The 18277-nt window shown below is 64.8% G+C and carries 19 protein-coding genes; 2 read left to right on the forward strand and 17 right to left on the reverse strand.

The features are described from left to right. Positions 1-11: 11 nt before the first annotated feature. On the forward strand, positions 12-1784 hold the full coding sequence (locus tag ENHY17A_RS04845) for a hypothetical protein (protein WP_159710573.1): 1773 nt from the start codon (positions 12-14) through the stop codon (positions 1782-1784). A 90-nt stretch (positions 1785-1874) separates the two neighbouring features. After that, a complete protein-coding gene (locus tag ENHY17A_RS04850; RefSeq protein WP_236548019.1) occupies positions 1875-3377 on the forward strand; it encodes a hypothetical protein in 1503 nt (500 codons plus the stop codon). Here the strand turns inward: ENHY17A_RS04850 and ENHY17A_RS04855 are convergent. The 17 genes from ENHY17A_RS04855 to fliF all read right to left on the reverse strand — a co-directional run bounded on the left by ENHY17A_RS04855 (position 3355) and on the right by fliF (position 18277). Then, the gene (locus ENHY17A_RS04855; protein WP_159710577.1) at positions 3355-3888 is read right to left on the reverse strand and encodes an NADPH-dependent FMN reductase; all 534 of its coding nucleotides are present in this window, start codon (positions 3886-3888) and stop codon (positions 3355-3357) included. The two genes, ENHY17A_RS04850 and ENHY17A_RS04855, sit on opposite strands and share 23 nt — an antisense overlap. 133 nt (positions 3889-4021) lie before the next feature. After that, complete coding sequence (fliS, locus tag ENHY17A_RS04860; RefSeq protein WP_159710579.1) at positions 4022-4423, reverse strand: flagellar export chaperone FliS; 402 nt, start codon at positions 4421-4423, stop codon at positions 4022-4024. Positions 4424-4426: 3 nt separating this feature from the next. Continuing rightward, complete coding sequence (gene fliD, locus ENHY17A_RS04865) at positions 4427-5848, reverse strand: flagellar filament capping protein FliD (RefSeq protein ID WP_159710581.1); 1422 nt, start codon at positions 5846-5848, stop codon at positions 4427-4429. A gap of 45 nt (positions 5849-5893) precedes the next feature. Further along, positions 5894-7030: an EscU/YscU/HrcU family type III secretion system export apparatus switch protein gene (locus tag ENHY17A_RS04870; RefSeq protein ID WP_159710583.1), complete on the reverse strand. Its 1137-nt coding sequence runs from the start codon at positions 7028-7030 to the stop codon at positions 5894-5896. Next, entirely contained in the window at positions 7030-7803 is a 774-nt protein-coding gene (gene fliR / locus ENHY17A_RS04875) for a flagellar biosynthetic protein FliR (protein WP_159710585.1), read from the reverse strand. Before fliR ends, ENHY17A_RS04870 begins: the two co-directional genes overlap by 1 nt. Positions 7804-7922: 119 nt before the next feature. Next, complete coding sequence (gene fliQ / locus ENHY17A_RS04880) at positions 7923-8192, reverse strand: flagellar biosynthesis protein FliQ (protein ID WP_159710587.1); 270 nt, start codon at positions 8190-8192, stop codon at positions 7923-7925. 225 nt (positions 8193-8417) lie between these two features. Further along, positions 8418-9326 carry a flagellar type III secretion system pore protein FliP gene (fliP, locus tag ENHY17A_RS04885; RefSeq protein WP_159710589.1) on the reverse strand — a complete coding sequence of 303 codons (909 nt, stop codon included), beginning with the start codon at positions 9324-9326 and terminating at the stop codon, positions 8418-8420. After that, complete coding sequence (locus tag ENHY17A_RS04890; protein ID WP_159710591.1) at positions 9323-9577, reverse strand: flagellar biosynthetic protein FliO; 255 nt, start codon at positions 9575-9577, stop codon at positions 9323-9325. Before ENHY17A_RS04890 ends, fliP begins: the two co-directional genes overlap by 4 nt. A gap of 5 nt (positions 9578-9582) precedes the next feature. After that, the gene (gene fliN / locus ENHY17A_RS04895) at positions 9583-9879 is read right to left on the reverse strand and encodes a flagellar motor switch protein FliN (protein ID WP_159710593.1); all 297 of its coding nucleotides are present in this window, start codon (positions 9877-9879) and stop codon (positions 9583-9585) included. Further along, complete coding sequence (locus ENHY17A_RS04900) at positions 9876-10832, reverse strand: flagellar motor switch protein FliM (protein WP_159710595.1); 957 nt, start codon at positions 10830-10832, stop codon at positions 9876-9878. Before ENHY17A_RS04900 ends, fliN begins: the two co-directional genes overlap by 4 nt. A gap of 4 nt (positions 10833-10836) precedes the next feature. Beyond that, positions 10837-11427: a flagellar basal body-associated FliL family protein gene (locus tag ENHY17A_RS04905; RefSeq protein ID WP_159710597.1), complete on the reverse strand. Its 591-nt coding sequence runs from the start codon at positions 11425-11427 to the stop codon at positions 10837-10839. 17 nt (positions 11428-11444) lie between these two features. After that, a complete protein-coding gene (locus ENHY17A_RS04910; protein ID WP_159710599.1) occupies positions 11445-13001 on the reverse strand; it encodes a flagellar hook-length control protein FliK in 1557 nt (518 codons plus the stop codon). Positions 13002-13032: 31 nt separating this feature from the next. After that, the gene (locus ENHY17A_RS04915; RefSeq protein ID WP_159710601.1) at positions 13033-13467 is read right to left on the reverse strand and encodes a hypothetical protein; all 435 of its coding nucleotides are present in this window, start codon (positions 13465-13467) and stop codon (positions 13033-13035) included. 1 nt (position 13468) lies between these two features. Next, the gene (locus ENHY17A_RS04920; protein ID WP_159710603.1) at positions 13469-14797 is read right to left on the reverse strand and encodes a FliI/YscN family ATPase; all 1329 of its coding nucleotides are present in this window, start codon (positions 14795-14797) and stop codon (positions 13469-13471) included. A 3-nt stretch (positions 14798-14800) separates the two neighbouring features. Next, positions 14801-15574 carry a FliH/SctL family protein gene (locus ENHY17A_RS04925; RefSeq protein ID WP_236547755.1) on the reverse strand — a complete coding sequence of 258 codons (774 nt, stop codon included), beginning with the start codon at positions 15572-15574 and terminating at the stop codon, positions 14801-14803. Then, on the reverse strand, positions 15561-16568 hold the full coding sequence (fliG, locus tag ENHY17A_RS04930) for a flagellar motor switch protein FliG (protein WP_159710605.1): 1008 nt from the start codon (positions 16566-16568) through the stop codon (positions 15561-15563). The genes ENHY17A_RS04925 and fliG overlap by 14 nt, the downstream gene beginning before the upstream one ends. After that, the gene (fliF, locus tag ENHY17A_RS04935) at positions 16565-18277 is read right to left on the reverse strand and encodes a flagellar basal-body MS-ring/collar protein FliF (protein WP_159710607.1); all 1713 of its coding nucleotides are present in this window, start codon (positions 18275-18277) and stop codon (positions 16565-16567) included. Before fliF ends, fliG begins: the two co-directional genes overlap by 4 nt.

Here is an 18277-nt window from a genome sequence, read left to right on the forward strand (position 1 = left end):
CGGATGCTGCAATGATCCATGTCGTCCCCCCTGTCAGCGCCATCCGTTCGGCATGGATTCGCGATGCACTGCTCGCACTCGTCGTCGCTGCGGCTTTGAGCGCCAGCTGGGCGGTGTCCGACTGGCAGGATCTGCGCTGGCTATCGCTTCCCGATACCGACGACATGATGCGTCTTGCGCAGGTGCGCGACTGGCTGGGCGGTCAGGCTTTTCACGATCTACGCCAATATCGGATCGCTCCGCCCGAAGGGTCGCCGATGCATTGGTCGCGACTGAACGATCTGGGGGTCGCTGCCCTGATCCTCGTCGGCGACCTGTTCGTCGATCGACCGGCGGCCGAATTGTTCGCGGTGATCGCTTACCCGCTGGTGCTGTTTTTCCTCTATCTGCTGCTGTCGGGGCGCATTGCCCGACTTATGTGGTCGCCGCGTGCCGCGCCCGCCGCGATCATTCTTGCGGCGATCGCGGCACCCGCGACGCAGCTATTTTCGCCCGGCCGGATCGACCATCACGCGCTACAGGTCATCACGGTGCAATGCGTCGCCCTGTATTTGCTGCACCGACCCCGCTTCCTAAGCGGGCTTGCGGTCGGCGTCGCTGCCGCCGCGAGTATGGGCGTCGGCCTGGAGACCGCACCGCAAATCGGGATGTTGATCGCGGTCGCGGGTCTGTTCTGGCTGATCGACGGTTCGCGCGAGCGCGCGCGACTCGCGGGCATCGGCGTCGGGTTTTTCGGTGCGACGGCGTTGCTGGTGCTGCTGATGCGACCGATTTACTGGTCGACGGCTTATTGCGATGGATTCACGCCGGCATCCTCGAGTGCGGCGCTGGCGATCGGGCTGGCCGCGATGGGCCTGGCGCTCGCCACACACCGACTGTCGACCGTCTGGCACCGCGGTCTGGCTGGCGCAGGGGTCGCCATCGCCCTGATCGCATTCGTCTTCATCGCTTATCCCACCTGCCTGCGTGGGCCATATGGAACGGTCAGTACGTTCCTGATCGAGAATTACATTCCAAACATCCGCGAAGCGAAGAGCGTGTTCGCGCTTCGACCCTGGCCATCGATCGTCGCCAATGGCGGTCTGATGATCGCGGCGGCGATCACCAGTCTGTGGGTCATGGTCCGCTTCCCCCGGCGGTGGCGCCGCTGGTCACCGATCGTGGCGGTTGTGCTGATTTCGGGGGCGATCACCTCGGTTCAGCTTCGCGGGATTTACATCGGCCTGCCGCTGTCGGCGGCATTGCTGGCGGGCCTTGTGACCGCGGCCCGCCGTGTTCGTCATTTCCGGTTGTTGGCGGTGTTGGCGGCCTGGATGGTGTCGGCAGGTATCGGCTACACATTGTTGGCGGGCTCGCTCGATCGCATCCGCTCCTCAGGCGCGGCGCGGGCGACGGTGGAGGTTCGCGGTTGCAAGCAGGGTTCGGCGTGGCGCGCCATCGACGGTTATCCCGCAGGCATCATGTTCACTTCGACCAACCATGCCGCGTATGTGGTGGGTGCCACCAGACATGCGACGGTCGGTGCAGGCTATCACCGCAACGATGTTGCCAATATGGACACCTATCGCTTTTTCCTGGGGCCGATCGAACAAGCGCCGACGATCGCGCGCCGCTGGGATGCCCGTTACGTTCTTTATTGCCCGAACGATTTTCGGGAGGCGGGGCTGACCAAGCGCTATCCCGACAGCATCGCGGGCATGCTGGGCCGGGGCATGACACCGCCCGGATTGGTGCGCCTGCCCTTGCGCGACACGCGCTTCCACCTCTATCGCATCACGCCTTAAGGGCATGCGGTAGGACGATCGTTGGTGAGCGAGAGGCTCGAGCGGCTTCACTGGTGGCAGACACGCTGGTTCGTGCTCGCGGCTGCGATCATGGCGGCGATCCCGCTCGTCTGGCCGCCAATCGCCCCGTTGGTCGATCTGCCGGGGCATATGGGGCGGTTCCGGGTTCAGCAATCGTTGGCCGACGTGCCGTGGCTGGGCGACTGGTTCACGTTTCAGTGGCAGTTGATCGGCAATCTGGGCGTCGACCTGCTGATCGTTGCGCTGGAGCCGATGTTCGGGGTCGAGCTCGCAACCAAGCTGATCATCCTCGCCATCCCCCCCTTGACCGCAATCGGGCTGCTGTGGATCGCGCGCGAGGTGCATGGGCGGATTCCGCCGACGGCGTTGTTCGCGCTGCCGCTCGTTTATGCCTATCCCTTTCACTTCGGTTTCGTGAACTTCGCGCTGTCGATGGCACTGGCGTTGAACGCGTTCGCGCTGTGGCTGCGGCTGGCGCGGCTGGGGCGCATCAAGTTACGCGCGATCGTGATGGTGCCGATCGCGTTCGTGATCTGGATCACCCACACCTTTGGCTGGGGGACGCTGGGCGTGCTCGCCTTTTCGGCCGAGCTGATCCGCCAGCATGATCGCGGCGAGAACTGGGTGATGGCGTGGGTTCGGGCGGGGGTGCATTGCCTCGTCCTTGCGCCCCCTGCGCTGCTGATGATCTTGTGGCGCACCGGCCATTCGTCGGGGCAAACGGCGGACTGGTTCAACGTGCGGGCCAAGGTGATGTGGTTGCTGATGGTGTTGCGCGACCGATGGGAGTTGTTCGACCTCGCCTCGGTCGCGGTGCTGTGGCTGGTGCTGATGAAGGGGGTGCGCGATCCTCGAATCGAATATTCGCGCAACCTGGCGATTTCGACGTTGTTCCTGATCGCCGTCTATATCCTGTTGCCGCGCATCGTGTTCGGGTCGGCCTATGCCGATATGCGGCTGGCACCCTATCTGTTCGCGTTCGCGCTGATTTCGCTCCGGCCCAGGGCGGGGCTGGGGATGCATCATGCGGGGATGATCGCGCTGGCCGGGCTTGCCTTCTTCCTGGTGCGGACGGGGGCGACGACGTGGAGCTTCCTGCTCTACGACCAGTCATACAAGCAGGAGCTGAAGGCGCTCGACGTTCTGCCGGTCGGAGCCCGCGTCGTCAGCTTCGTCGGAATGCCGTGCCGCAACCAATGGTACACCTCTCGCCTGCATCACATCCCGGCGATCGGACTGGTTCGAAACTATGCCTATAGCAACGACCAATGGTCGATGCTGGGGGGGCAGTTGCTGACGACGCGCTATGCCATTGCCCGTGGGTTCAGCCATGATCCGTCGCAGATCGTCACGCAGGAAAAATGTCGCGGCGAATATTGGCGTCCGATCGATCGGGCGCTGGAACTGACGCCGCGCCACGCGTTCGATTATGTCTGGCTGATCGATCCGCCGCGCTACGATCCGGTGCTGACTCGTGGCATGACGGCGGTGTGGCGCGACGGGAACAGCGCACTGTACCGCATCGACGACCGGACGCCGGGCGTTCGCATCACGCCTTCAGAAATCCCATGATCTGATCGACCATGATCGCCGCCTGGTCGGGCAGCGCATCGATGCAGGCGGCGTCGGCGCTGTTGACCGCGATGCCCAGCGGCGTCGGCCAGCCGCGCAGCGCATGGGTGACGGTGCGCAACGTGCCAAGCGTCGACATTGCCGCTTGCCAGCCGCCCGCGACGGCAACCAGACCGACCGGCATCCCGTCGAAATAGGTACGCGCATCGCGGCGAGTCAGCTCGACATGATCGAGCATCGTCTTGACCATCCCCGATAGCGTGCCGTGATAGCCGGGCGACCCGATCACCAGCGCATCGGCGGATCGCAGCGTGTCGAGAAATGCCGCCACATTGGCATCCGCACGCGCAGTTTCCGGCTCGTAATGCGGGAAAGCAATGGCCTCCCCGGTCAGCAGTGTCGTGCGTGCGCCGCGTGCCTGCGCCGCGTCGAGCACGGTCTGAAGCGCGCGAGCGGTCGAGGAAGTCGGGGAAAGCGTGCCGCCGATCGCGACGATGTGGGGCTGGGTCATCGCTCGTGGCGCTAGCGGAAAGCGGAGACTATTTCATCCGTTCGTTTCGAGCGAAGTCGAGAAACGTGGATTTGGCGCTACCGGTCACGTTTCTCGACTTTGCTGAAACGAACGGGAAGGGAAGCCGCAATCGTTACGCCATGCCGACCGAAGCCCAGGCCTCCGCGATTTCGGCGAGCATATCTGCGCTTTCGCGGAACGGTGCAGGATCGCTGCCGATCGATGCGTCGATCACGCGGGCGCGAACACCGCGATAGAGCGTGGACAGCGTCACCGCCACCTCACCGCCTTGTGTGAAATCCAGCCCCGATTCGAGCGCGAACAGAATTGCCGTCGCCTTGGTCACGCGCTCGCTTTTGAGGGGCTGATTGCCCTGTTCGGTGGCGATCGCGGCGGTGCGCAACGCGCGGATGAGTTCGTCGTAGAGCAGCGCGACCAGCTTGTGCGGCTCGGTCGTCGCGGTCTTTCCAGCCAGATCGATCTGGCGGTAGGTCTGATAGGGATCGGCGGCGAGCACCGTTGCGTAGCGGGTCATCGTTTAATTCCGCTGCGCATTCCAGACGTCGATCTGTTGCTCGAGGAAGCTTTGCGTCGATTTATACGCCGCGACCTTGGCGTCCATGCTGGCGAATTGCTGGGTCATGCGGGTGCGCATCGCCTCCGCCTGTTCCAGCGCCTTGGTCTGCTGGTCGGACAGGTCGCGCTGCTGGCGGGTATAGCGCGCCTCCGATCCGCCTAGTCCGGTTTGCGTGTTCACGCTTGCGCGCTGAATCTCACTTAACTTTGCCGGGATGCCGGTGGCGGCGTTGAACAGTTTTTCGACCGCTGCCGGATGCTCGGCCAGCGCGCGGTTCAGCACGGCGGCATCGACGCGCAGCGATCCGTCGCGGTTGGTGGCGACGCCGATCGCCGCCAGCGTGGTCGGTGCGCCGGGCGTGCCGCCGGTGTCGACCTGCGCGAGTGTGATCGCCGCAAGCGAACGCTTCATCGCCGATGCGGCGGGATCGCGCGACAGGGCACCCCCCAGCGGATTGGTTTCCTCGCGCAGCATGGTGGCCAGGTCGTTATAGGTGGCGACGAAATCCTCGACCACGGTGCGCAGGCCATCGGTGGGTGGTGCCGTGCCGACATTGACGATCGTGCCGGGGGCGGCAGTGGCGAGGTCGAGCCGAACGCCCGGAACCAGATTGGAAATCGTGTTGGATGCGCGCTGTACCGCGATTCCGTCGATCGCGACGATCGCGTCGCGCGCAGGCGTGCCGACGGTGGTGCCGGTTGCGCCGCGTCCGACCGCAAGTGCGGACAGTCCCGGCGCGGCGGAATCCTCCGCCACCGTCATTTCGAACGCGAGTGCTTCGCCGGTCGGACCCTTGAGCACCAACCGCGCGCCGTTAACGTCGGACAGGATGCTGGCGGTGACGCCGCTATTCTTGGCGTTGATCGCCGACACAATGCCGTCGAGGCTGGAATTGCTTGCGTCAATCGCCACGTCGATGGGCGTGCCCCCGCCTGCGGTGAACCCGCTCATCGCGCCGTTCGCGACGGTGGCGTTGCCGAAAGTAAAGGTCAGCGTGCCCTGTCCCACCGCAGCGGTGCGATCGGCGATCAGCCCGCTATACGCGACCTGGCCCTGGGCGAGTTGGCGCACCTCGATCGCGGTGCTGCTGGTAGGCGGGGTCGCGCCCGCGAGCAGCGACACGCCGAGGATCGACGCGTTGCTGCTGGTCGGCTGGGTCGAAAGCTGACCCGAACGCGCGATCGACGACAGCGCAGTCGAAAAGCCGGTGATCCCGTCCTTCAGTCGCGAAATCCCCGAAATCTGTGCGGTGAGCGTTTCGGATTTCTGTTCGAACTGCGCATTCTTGTTGGCGAAGCTCGCATCGACCAGTCCGTTGACCAACGCGGAAATATCGATGCCGGAACCGGTGCCCAGCGTCTTGGCGATCGACTCGACGGTCATGGAATTCCCCTTTGGCCCTGTAGAACGACCGATCGGGCCGAACATTTAGGCTTTTGCAGGCGTCGGCAGGCCGTTTTCGTCGAAACGTGCGCCCTCCGGCACCGATATGTCGGGCTGACGTCCGCCCGCGGCGACGTTGACCCCGAACACGAAGGCGAGAACGGTCGCGATCGCCATGTACAGGTCGTCGCGAATCTCCTGCCCCTCGCGGCTGGTGTAATAAACCGCACGGGCGAGCGTCGGATATTCGAGCGTCGGCACCGCCAGTTCGCCTGCCAGTTCGCGGATCGCAAGCGCGGTTGCGCCGCGACCCTTGGCGACCACCACCGGAATCTGGTCCTTACCTTGGTCGTAGCGCAGCGCGACCGCGAAATGGGTCGGGTTGGTCAGCACGACATGCGCTTCGCCGACCGAGGTCCGCATCGAGCGTTTCAAGATTTGGTGCTGGCGCTGGCGCATCGCCATCTTCGCCTCGGGCGAGCCTTCGGTCTGCTTGTGCTCGTCCTTCACTTCCTGCTTCGACATGCGCAATTTCTTGAGCAACTGGACGATCTGCACCGGCACGTCGATCCCGGCGATGAGCAGCAACCCGCCCGCCATGGTGAATACCAAAAAGTAGAAGGTCTTGCTCAGCTCGCCGACGGCGCGGCCGATGTCGGAGCGGACCAGGCTGAGCATCTGGGGTGCCGCGTCCCACAAAATCCACGCCCCGATCGCGAGCAGCAATACCGCCTTCAGCAGCGATTTGCCGAGTTCGATCCAGCCGTGCGATCCGAACATGCGTTTCAGGCCCGAGCCGGGATTGACCCGCGATCCCTTGGGCGCGAGCAATTTGGCGTTGAAGCGCAGCGCGCCCAGGCCCGCCTGGCTGATGATCGCGCCGAAAAACGTCAGCGCGAGCAGCGCCCCGAGCGAGGGCAGCATCTTGGCCCCCGCTTCGGCAAGCGGCCGGAAGGGTTGGAAATCCTCGACATCGCCGCGCCCGAACGAAAAGGAAGTGATCATCACTTCCTGCAACGCGCTCATCAGCGCCGGACCCATCATCACCAACCAGCCGCAACCGATCAGGATGATAAGTGCCGCTGCGAATTCGCGCGATTTTAGGAGCTGGCCTTCATCCCGCGACTTTTCCAGCTTTTTGGGGGTTGGGGCTTCTGTTTTTTCGCCTGCGGTCTCCGCCATCAGTCGAGCACCAGCACGCGGGTGGCGGTCAGCACTTCATCGATGATGACCAGCATATAATCGCCCATCGCGGGCAGCGCGATGACCAGCGCGATGACGCCCGCAAGCAGGCTGGCGGGCAGCCCGACTGCGAACAGGTTAAGCGAAGGCGCGGATCGCGACAACATGCCGACGATCAGGTTCAGGCAGAGCAGCATGAACCCGACTGGCAGCGCGAGCAGCAGCCCGGCGAGAAAGGCATAACCGCCGAACAGCGCGATGTTGCGCAGCCGCTCGGGCGCGAGCCACGCTTCGCCGGGGGGCAAGAGTTCATAGGAACGCACCACCAGATCGACGAGGATCAGATGCCCATCGACCGACAGAAACAGGAGCGTCATCAGCACCGACAGGAAATTGCCGAGCGCGGGCGACTGGCGACCGTTGAGGGGGTCCACCGCGGCGGCAAAGCCGATGCCCATCGACATGCCGATCGCCTCGGCGGCGATCAGCGGCGCGGCGAAGGCGATCTGGAGCACGAAGCCGAGCGCGAGGCCGACCAGTGCTTCGGCAGCGATCGACAGGAAGGTGGTAATCGCAAAGATTTCCGCAGGCGGCGTGATCGGCATGACGTTCATCGCCAGCACGCCGATCGCGCCCGACAGGATGATCCGCACCTGAACCGGTACACCGACCGCGCCGAAAATCGGGGCGGCGACGAACGCAGCGCCGACGCGGACCATGGTATAGATCAACGTCCAGAGCTGAGGCTCGATCGCAAGGCCGAAGCCGAACATGGCTGATCGCCTCTATTCACCCGTTCGTTTCGAGCGCAGTCGAGAAACGTGCCGCGGGCGCTGTGCCCGAAACGCGTTTTTCGACTTCGCTCGAAACAAACGGGAGGGTCGGCATCGCCTTAGCGCACCAGTTCCGGGATCATGTTGAAGATCTCGATCGTGAAATCGCCGATTAAGCCCAGGATCAGCCCGCCGAAGATGACGAGGCTGACACCGACGATCGCCAGTTTCGGCACGAACGACAGCGTCTGTTCGTTGATTGAAGTCGCCGCCTGCACCATGCCGAGCACGAGACCCGAGACGAGCGCGGGGATCAGGATCGGTGCCGATGCGAGCGCCAGAATCCAAAGTGCCTGGCGCGCGATGGTCAGGAAATAATCTGCGTCCATCGAACTAAACCTTCAAATCCGTTTGTCCCGAGTAGCCTTCGAGCCCTTCGACTGCCTGCCAAGGCAGGCGCTCAGGATGAACTTCGAGCCAAAGGCTCGAAGTCGAGAAGGCGTATCGAGGGAGGGTGGTCGCGGCACCGCTGTCTCGATAAGGGTTCTCGACAAGCTCGAACCCTACTCGACACCAACGGTTAGGCGGTTGGGGATAGGTTTGGGCCAGCATCCCTAAGTCGCGAAGCTGTTGGCAAGGCTGCCCATCGTCAGTGCCCAGCCGTCCACCAAGACGAACAGCAGCAGCTTGAACGGCAGCGATATGATCGTCGGCGACAACATCATCATGCCGAGCGACATGAGGACAGTGGCGACCACCAGATCGATGATGATGAAGGGCAGAAAGATCAGGAAGCCGATCTGGAACGCGGTCTTCAGCTCGCTGGTGATGAACGCGGGCAACAGCACCGAATAGGGCACGTCCTGCGGCGTCGCATAGGGACCGGTCTTGGCCAGCCCGGAGAACATCTCAATGTCCTTCTTGCGCGTCTGTTTCAGCATGAACGCGTGCATCTGTTCGCCGCCGCGCGAGATCATCTCGGTCGCGCCGATCTGGTTCTCCGCATAGGGCTGGATCGCGGTCGTGTTGATGGCATTCATCGTCGGCGCCATGATGAAGAAGCTGAGGAACAGCGACAGGCCGATCAGGACCTGATTGGGCGGGGTCTGTTGCAGGCCCAGCGCCTGACGCAGGATCGCCAGCACGATGATGATGCGCGTGAAGCTGGTCATCATCAGCAGAATGCTTGGCAGGATCGTCAGCAGGCCCATGATGATGAGCAGCTGGAGCGAAAGGCTGAGCGGTGCTTCGCCGCCGCCGAGGTCGCCCAATGCGCGGTCGATCGCGTCGCCGGTGCCGGGGGTTGCGGGTGCGGCAATTGGGGCTGGGGCGGGTGCGGCCTGCGCGAACGCGGGTTCGGCGAGGGTAACCGCGAGCAGCAGGGCAAGGAGCGTCACAATAACCCCTTTCACGTCACCCCAGCGAAAGCTGGGGTATCGACGAAAGGCGCGTGACCGAGCGCCGGGAAGGAGCCGCCTGATACCCCAGCTTTCGCTGGGGTGACGGAAGGTGGAGGGGCTCATGCGTCGCTCTTGTCGATCAGGGTGACGCCGCCGCGGCCGACCGAGACGAGCAGTTTCTTGCCCTCGAATTCGACCACCGCGAGGCGCGTGCCGGTCGAGATCATCATGGTCTCGCGCACTTTGAGCATCCGTTCGCCGGTGTTCCCCGGCATCCGCGATTCAAGCTTGCGCCACAGATAGAGGCACCCGATCAGCAGACCGCAGACGAGCGGCAGCAGCACGACCAGTTTCAGGATGTAGGACCACATCATGGCGGTTAGCGTCCGATGCGCTTGTCGGGGCTGACCAGTTCGGTCATCCGCACGCCGAAGCGTTCGCCGACGGTGACGACTTCGCCGCGCCCGATCAGCGTGCCGTTGACGAACACGTCGAGCAGTTCGTTGGCGTGGCGATCGAGTTCGATGACGCTCGATTCGCCCAGCGCCAGCAATTCGCGCAGCGTCAATTGCGTCGATCCGATCTCGACCGTCAGTTTGACGTCGACATCCTGAAGCAGCCGGAAATTGGCGGCGACGGCGCCGTCGACCGGGAAGGCGCTGGACATATCGTTCATTGGAAGTCCTCGGGTGAAATCTGTTCGATCGACGAAAGGCGGATGGCGGCGCGGCCGTTGGAGGTGCCGACCGTGCCCGCGCCCAGGCGGTTGGCGGCGACCATCACTTCGACCGATTGGGCGATGGTGATCGGGATCACGTCGCCTTCCTTCAATTCAAGCAGGCGGCCCAGCGAAATGCGCGGCTCCGCCAGCACCGATCGCACCGGAAAGCGCACGCCCATGACCGCGCGGGTCAGGCCATTGTGCCAAACGGGATCGCGCTCGGCGGTCTTGCCATGAACCTTGGCGTTCAGCGACGGCCCGTGCGGTTTGAGCGCATTGACCGGATAGAGGATATCGACCCAGGCAGGCTGGGCGCTGCCGGTGGCGATGCCGAAGCGGGTGACGATCACGGCGTCGTCGCCGTCGATCGCCGACAGCATCGCGGCGTTTGCCTCCACGCCGCTCGGCTCGAAAGACAGCCGTGCAACCGGCTCCCACGCGCTTTTCAGCAAGGCGGCGATCGACCCGGAAATTCGGCGAACGATGGTCTCGGCAGCCGGCGTGAACTCACCGGGCATCGGTGACGGCACATCGCCGTTTCCGCCGAAGAACAGATCGAGCAGTTCGAACACGAAATGTCCGTCGAGCACGATCAGCGCCTGACCCGAACCCGGCGAAATCTGAAGCGGTGCCCAGGCGGCAAGGCCGGGTCCGCGTTCGGCGAGATAATCGTTGAAGCGCTGAACCGACAAAGGCTCGGCCCAGCAGCGCCCGGCCTGTCGCGCAAGCGGTTCGAACCCGGTGCGCAGGTTGCGCGCGAGCCGGGCCGAGAGATGCTGAAGGGTGTGCAGATCACCAAATGGATTGAGCTTGGCCGATCCCAGCACTTCGGCATGGGCAGCCTTGCCCCCACGCGGACGTGCGCGGCGGTCGCTCAGCTCTTCCGTGGTTGATCCGTCGTTAACCATGGGCTCACTGAACAACGAAAGTGGTAAAGTAAACGTTACCGATCCCGCCAAAGCCTTCCTTCTCCTGGAGCGTATCGTTCATCGCTTTGGCGATGCGGCGTTGCAGCTGCTGCTTGCCTGCGCTCGAGAAAACCTGCTCTTCGGGGGTCTCGCCGATCTGCATCAGCACCGCCGATCGGACCGCGAGTTCGTGCGTTTTTAAATTTTCAATGACGGTCTTGTCGTACGGCGTGGAAATCGCGATCCCCATCTGGACGAAGTGGACGCTGTCGAGGAGATTCGAAGTGAACTCCTTTTCCATGACGTAATAGGTCGAGGCATACTGGCTGCCGCCTTCGCCCTTGGGAGTCGGCGTCGTGCCGCCCGCCGCGCCATCGACGGTCGCGCGTTCCTGCTGATCCTTGGGCACCAGTTGCGGCTCGGGCTTGGCCTCTGCCGCATGGGCAGCACCCCCGCCGAGCATTCCCGACGTGCCGACATAGACGCCCGCCCCCACGCCGCCGCCGATCAACAGCAACAGTGCGCCGCCGACCATCAGCAGCTTGCCAAACTTGCCCTTCTTCTTGGGGGCGGCTTCCGCCTTTTCGTCACTCATCTTACCGTTCCTCGCTCTCAAGCAATGCGTTCATCGGGGTTGCCGCCGGTCGTGGCGGAATCGGTTGTGCGACCGCGATTGGTCGTCGGTTGATCCTGGTCCTGCTGGCGCTGCGGCTGATGCTGGCCGGGTTGCCCGGCATCGCCCTGCCCAAGCTTCAGCCCGCGGGCCTCGGCCATGTCGGTCAGGCGCGGTGCGGCCTCTGCCAGCAAGGCCCGCGCGGCGCTGGTATCGGCGTTGATGCGGACGTCGATGGCTTCGCCTTCGCCGCTCAGCACGATTTCGATCCCGCCCAGCGCGTCGGGCGACAGGCGGATGCGGGTCGTCGTCGTTTCGCTGGCGCCTTCGGCATGGGCGTCGCGCATCACGTCGATCTGTTCGATCATCCCTTCGATCCAGTCGGTCGCCTGGGTGTCGATTGGGGTGGGATCGGCGACGTTGCTTGCGGCCTCGACCGGAGCCGACACGCCAATGCTTGCCGGATCGGTCACGGGAGCGATCGGTGTCGCACTCATGCGGGGGCGTTGCTCTGTGGGGATCAGGTCTGCCACGGTGACCGGCAGGGCGGAAACGGTCGTGGTCGTTGGAACAGCGAGTGCGATCGCGACTCGGCGCGGCGCCGCGCGATCGGACGGTGCACCGGCGGCGCGTTCGATGGGCACGAATTTGGCAGGCGTTGGTAGCGAAGCTTCGACCTTTACCGCCAGCGTGCGAGCAGCGGCAGGGTCGAGCAGCGTTTTGACGGTCGCGCCTTCTCGTGCCGATGCCGCGTTTGCTGGTGCCGATTGCAGTCGGGTCGCGACTGCTGGATTGGCTCGCATGGCGAAGGCAGCGACGGGTAGGGCGGCTTCGGACGGGATGAGGTTCGGCGTGACCGGTCTGGCGGGCTGCGCTGCGAGCGAGATATTGGCCGATGGAACGGTCATGCCAGCCTTTTCGGTGCGCAACGCCGATGCCGCATCGACGGACGCCGGCTGCGGAACCGGCGGAGCGATGGCGGGCAGGGGTGTCGCATCGGGCGCGATCGGCGCTGGTCGGGGCGTATCGGCGGCGGGGCGAGCGAAGGGCGCGCGCAAAATTGCCGCGGGTGCCAGCGATGGTACCGGGGCGTCCGTAGCGGGTCGCTTCGTAGTCGAATCCGGGTTGAGCGGCTTTGCCCCGGCAACATCGACCGTCTTGTCGGCGGTTATTTCCGGATTCAAGGATCGTGGCGACGCAGCACTCGTCGGCACGACCGGTTCTGACGCGTTCTCCAGCGTGGGCGCGCCGTCAATCCCGATATCGGGCGGCGTCGCCGAGCGCGCAGCGGGAACGAGTGGCATCACCGACAGCAAGAGTCCGATTTCCGCACCCAGTGCCTCGCCGGTCTCGGCCTCGATCTGGTCCTCCGGCAATGGACTGCCGTCGGCGGCAATCGCTTGCCGGGGAAGCGGCATTGAAAATGCGGATTGTCCCTCCGCCGCAAGATCGCCGAGTGCGAGCGCAAAGGCAGAGGTGTCACCGCCCGCCTTCGGCTTTTGCCCGAGCAATGCGCCCAATCCGGGCGCTGCCTTGGTATCGGATAACTGGATCATTCGGTCCCCACGTGAAATCTCGACTAGGAGATCAGCAAGGACCGTGCCGATTCTTGGAACGCAGCGGCGACGTGCTGTTTTCGAGCGCGCGGACGGCGGCAAGCGCAGCGTCGGCTTCGGCGCGGGCGATCAGTTTTTCGATCGCGCTCTGGTCGCGTTTCGCCTCGACCGTGCGCTCGCGGGCAAAGTCGAGCCCGCGATTGGCAGTGGCGATGCGCTGGTCGGCGGCGACGACCGACTGGTGCAGCCGGTCGCGATAATGCGCCGCCGCCATCAGGCTGGTCGCGCTTGCCGGGGCCGGCGAACGCGTCGGCGCGACATTGTCGGCCAATTGCAGGATTCGGGCTTTCAGATCGGCTTCGGCGCGGAGTTTATCGGCGGCCTGCACCTCGTCGGCACGCGTCAGGTCGAGTTGGAGCGATCGGACCCGCAGGATGCGGTCGAGTTTCTTCGCCGACCGCGCCACCTCATGCGTCTCCGAACACGCCGATCAACTCGGCGGTCGCATCGGCGAGATTCACCACCGCGTCGTAATCCTGGCGGACATATTCCATCACCGTCGGGTGACAGGCGATGGCCGCGTCGATCGCCGGGTCCGCGCCGGAGCGATAGGCACCCATCAGCACCAGATCGCGGTTTTCCTCATAGGTCGCCAAGTGACGGCGCAGCACGCGCGCGGCGGCGACATGATCGCGCGGCACGATGTCGTTCATCACCCGGCTGACCGACGGCCCCAGGTCGATCGCGGGATAGACGCCACGTTCGGCCAACGCACGGCTGAGCACGATATGCCCGTCAAGGATCGAGCGTGCCGAATCGACGACCGGATCGTTGCCGTCGTCGCCGTCGGCCAGCACGGTATAGATTGCGGTGATCGATCCGCCGGTGTGGACGTCGGTCCCGGCGCGTTCGATCAGGCTGGGCAGCATCGCGATGGCCGAGGGCGGATAGCCGCGCGCGGACGCCGGTTCACCCAGCGCCAGCCCGATTTCGCGGCCCGCATGCGCGACACGGGTCAGCGAATCCATGATGAGCAGGACTTTCTTGCCCTCCGCGCGGAAGCCCTCTGCAATGGCGGTGGCACGCAGCGCGCCGCGGATGCGGAGCACCGGCGAATGATTGGCGGGGACCGCGACGACGACCGAGCGTTTGCGCGCATCGCCTGCGATCTTGGTCTCAAGAAAATCGCTCACCTCGCGGCTACGCTCGCCGATCAAACCGACGACGACCACGTCCGCTTGCGCGGCGCGGACGATCATGCCGAGCAGCACCGATTTTCCGACGCCGGAGCCCGCCATGATGCCGACGCGCTGGCCCTGGCCGATGGTCAACAGCCCGTTGATCGCGCGGACGCCGACATCCATCGGTTCGCGCACGCGACCGCGGTCGAGCGGCGACTGAAGCTTGCCGGCCAGCGGCCACGAACCCGCGCCGCGAATGGGGCCAAGGCCATCGATGGGCTTGCCCGCGCCATCGACGACGCGGCCCAGCAAGGCGGCACCCACTTCGGCCTCGCCCGGCGCGCCGACGGGGCGGACGGGGGCATTGGGCAGGAGGGCAGCGGGGCCGCCCAGATTCATCATCAGCGTGCGCCCGGCGCGAAACCCAATCACTTCGGCCTCGACCTTTTGCGCGCCTTCGCCGATCGAACAGATCGTGCCGACCGGCAGCGAGAGGCCGACCGCCTCCATCAGCAAGCCGTCATAAGAGGCGAGTCGCCCAGCCACCTTTGGACGCGGCGCGAAGTCGCCCGAGCCGAGTGCTTCCAGATAATCGGACGTGAAGCGGTTCAACATGGCTTACTCGGACTTCGGGAGCGGCACGCGGTCGATCGCCGCGGCGAGCTGTTCGAGCCAGAGTTCGGGGCCGTCCTCGACGATGGTCGATGCCGATTCGATGACGAAGCTGCCGCGGGCGACCTTGGCGTCCCCGGCGGCGAACACCGTCTTGGGCAATCGACCCTCGACCAACGGCAGGTCGGCGGGGTTGAGGTGGAGCAATGCCGATTCGTTGGCTTCGGCGAGCAGGTCGGTCGCGGCTTCGATGCGTGCGGTCAACAGGTCGCCCGAAACCCCCGTCTCCCCGACAATGCGGGTGACGAGTGCGAGTACGGTCTGGCGCAACTGGCGCGCGAGCCGATCGCGGTCGAGATAGGTGCCGCCCGAAAGCCCCGCGATCATCGATTCGATCAGTAGCTTGTCACGCGCGACTTCCGCGCCGTTCTGGACCAGCCCGGACGCAAGCCCTTCGGCGAACCCGCGTTCATGCGCCTCTGTGACCGGATCAACGAAGCGGTCGTTGCCGCTCGCCAGGTCGGCGGCCAGCGGATCCCAGCCTTCGGTCGGGTTGGCGTCGCGATCGGCAGGGGAAAAATGTTTGGGGCCGGATGCTTCCTGCGCGGCAAAGCCCTTTGGCGGCTGCGCCGTAGGCGCACGCCCGGCCTTCACGCGGGCGCGTTCGCCCAGATCCGAGGCCGAGAATTCGGGGAGCGCCGAGAAGATGGAGGCGATGACGTCGTCCGAGGCATCGATACGGCTGGCAAAGCCCGGCGAAAAGCCATCAGACATAATCATCTTCTCCGCCGCCCATCATGATCGTCCCTTCCTTGGCCAGGTTGCGGGCGATCTGGATCACGGCCTTTTGCGATTCGAGCACTTCGGTCAGGCGCATTGGCCCGCGTTCTTCCATTTCGTCGCGGATGCCGTCGGCGGCGCGCGCCGACATGCAGCCGAGGAAACGGTTGCGCGCGGCCTCGTCCACGCCCTTCAGCGCACGGACCAGCGTATCGTTGTCGATGCTGCGGATGAGCGTCCCCAGATTCTTGTCGTCGAGGTCGAGCAGATTGTCGAAGACGAACATCGCCTCTTCGATCGCCTTGGCCACTTCGCGGTCGATCTTGGCGAGTTTGGGCATGACGCGCGTCTCGGTCGATTTGCGTGCGGCCGAAAGGATTTTCGCCGCATCGCGGGTGCCGCCGATCTGGAGGCCCGCGGGTGCGTGACGATCGCCGATGCGCTTCGACAGCACCTGTTTAAGCGTCTCGATCGCCTCGGGCGTGATCGGCCCCAATTTGGCGACGCGGTGCAGGATCTGCGGCTGCGACGCCTCGGGCAGGATTTCGAACACTTGGGCGGCGACGGCGGGATCGAGATTGGCGATCAATACCGCTGCGATCTGGGGATGTTCGTCCTCGATCAGCGAAGCGATCTCCGACGGTTCCAGCCAGTCGAGCAGGTCGATCGCGCACACCGCCTCGGGCGGCGTGATGCGCGCCAGCACGCTTTCGGCCTTTTCCTGGCCCAGCGCCTTGGTCATCATGCCGGTGATCTGCGGACGCGGATCGAAACCGATATCGGTGCGGTCGCGCGCGGCGGAGATGAAATTGTCGAGCACATCCTCGACTTCATGCTCTGCGACATCGGCGACGGTGAACATCGCTCGGCCCAGCTCGCGCACCTCGTCGGGCTCCAGCTTTTGCAGGATCGCGGCGGCTTCCTCTTCGCCGACCAGCATCATCAGCACCGCGGCGCGTTCGACGCCGCTATAGGTGCGCGGAATCACGTTCATTGCTTGTTTTCCGCCTGGATCATGTCGCGCACGGCCAAAGCGGCCCGCGTGGGATTGTCGCGCGTGAAGCCCTTCACCAGCCCGACGCGCTCGTCATAACTGCGGGCATTTTCCAGCATGTCGATGCTGACACCGGGGCGTTGCGGCTGGCCGTCTTCACCGACCGCACCCTGCGGTCCGCCGAGTGCGGCGACATTGTCACGGCCCAGCGCCGGGCGGCTGCCCGCATCCTCGCGTTTCTTCATCAGCGCCTTGGCGAGCGGGCGCACGCCCAGCAGCAGCACGAGCAGTGCGATGACCAGCGCAGTGACGTTGCGCACCACCATCGGCACCCAGCTCGCCTCATACCAGGACGGCTCGGTGCCGGTGGTCGCATCGGGCGAGAAGGGGCGGCTCATCACCGTGACATTGTCCTGACGCGCCTGGTCGAAACCGACGGCGGAGCGGACGAGCTGGGTGATCTGGTCGATTTCGGCCTTGGTCCGGGGACGCGCGCCTTCGGTTTCGCGCAACAGCACCGCGACGGACAGCCGCTTGATGTTGCCGGGCATGGCGCGGGTGACCGAGATTTCCTTGCCGACATCATAGGCGCGGGAGAATTCCTCGCTCGCCTTGGGAAGTGCGGCGGGCGCGGCTCCGGCGAGTGCAGGATCGGCATTGGGGTCGGCGGCCGGATCGGCAGCGGCATCGGGTGCCTCCAGCGTGCTGGCGGGCGGGACCGTGTTCGACAGTGCACCGGGGATGCCGCCGGGTGCCTGATTGGGCGATGCCGATGCCCAGCTGCCCTGTTCGGCGCGCACGACGGCGTTCGGATCGATCGTCTCGCGCGTGGCTTGGGTCTCGTCCAGATTGACGTCGGCCTGAACCTCTGCGGAGAAATTGCCGACACCGACCAGGGGCGTCAGCAGCTTGGCGAGCTGTTCGCGATATTTGTCCTCGATGCGCTGCTGGAACGCGATGCGTTCGTCGGTCGCGCTTTCGCCTTCGCCGCCGGGACCGGATTTATTGAGCAGTTCGCCCATCTGATCGACGATGGTCACCGAATCGGGCTTCATCCCCGGCACCGAAGAGGCGACGAGGTTGACGATCGATCGGACCTGCGCATCGGACAAGGCGCGTCCCGCCTCAAGCCGCACGATGACCGAGGCCGAGGGTGCCGCGGTATCGCGGACGAAGACCGAGCTTTCGGGGGTGGCGAGATGGACGCGCGCATCGGCGACGCTGTCGATTTCGGAAATCGAGCGCGCCAGTTCTGTCTCTCGCGCCTGGCGCAAACGCTCGCCCTCTACCGCGCGGCTGACGCCCATCGGCAACTGGTCGAGCAATGCGTAACCGCCGGGTGCCGCCTTGGGCAGATCCTGGCTGGCGAGCAACATCCGCGCCTTGTGATAATCGTCCTCGCCGACAGTCAGCGTGCCCGATCCGTCGATCGAATTGGCGATACCCGCCGTATCGAGTGATTGCGCGACCGCGGCCTTGTCGCCGTCGCTCAGATTGGCGAACAGGATGCGCTGGGGTGGCGACGAAAGCGCCATCCAGGCAATCGCCGCAACGCCGAGCAGCGCGACCATCAGGATCGCCGGCAGCGCGCGTTTGATCGCGGGTTGCGAGAACATCGCCTTTGCCTGCGCCATCGGATCGGAGAGCCGGTTGGCGGTCGGAGGAAGCGGTGCGCCACCTGCGGGCTGTGGGGTCAGAGCGTTTTCCAT

It is taken from the genome of Sphingomonas sp. AX6 (assembly GCF_902506605.1).
In the GTDB taxonomy this organism is placed as follows: Bacteria; Pseudomonadota; Alphaproteobacteria; order Sphingomonadales; family Sphingomonadaceae; genus Sphingomonas.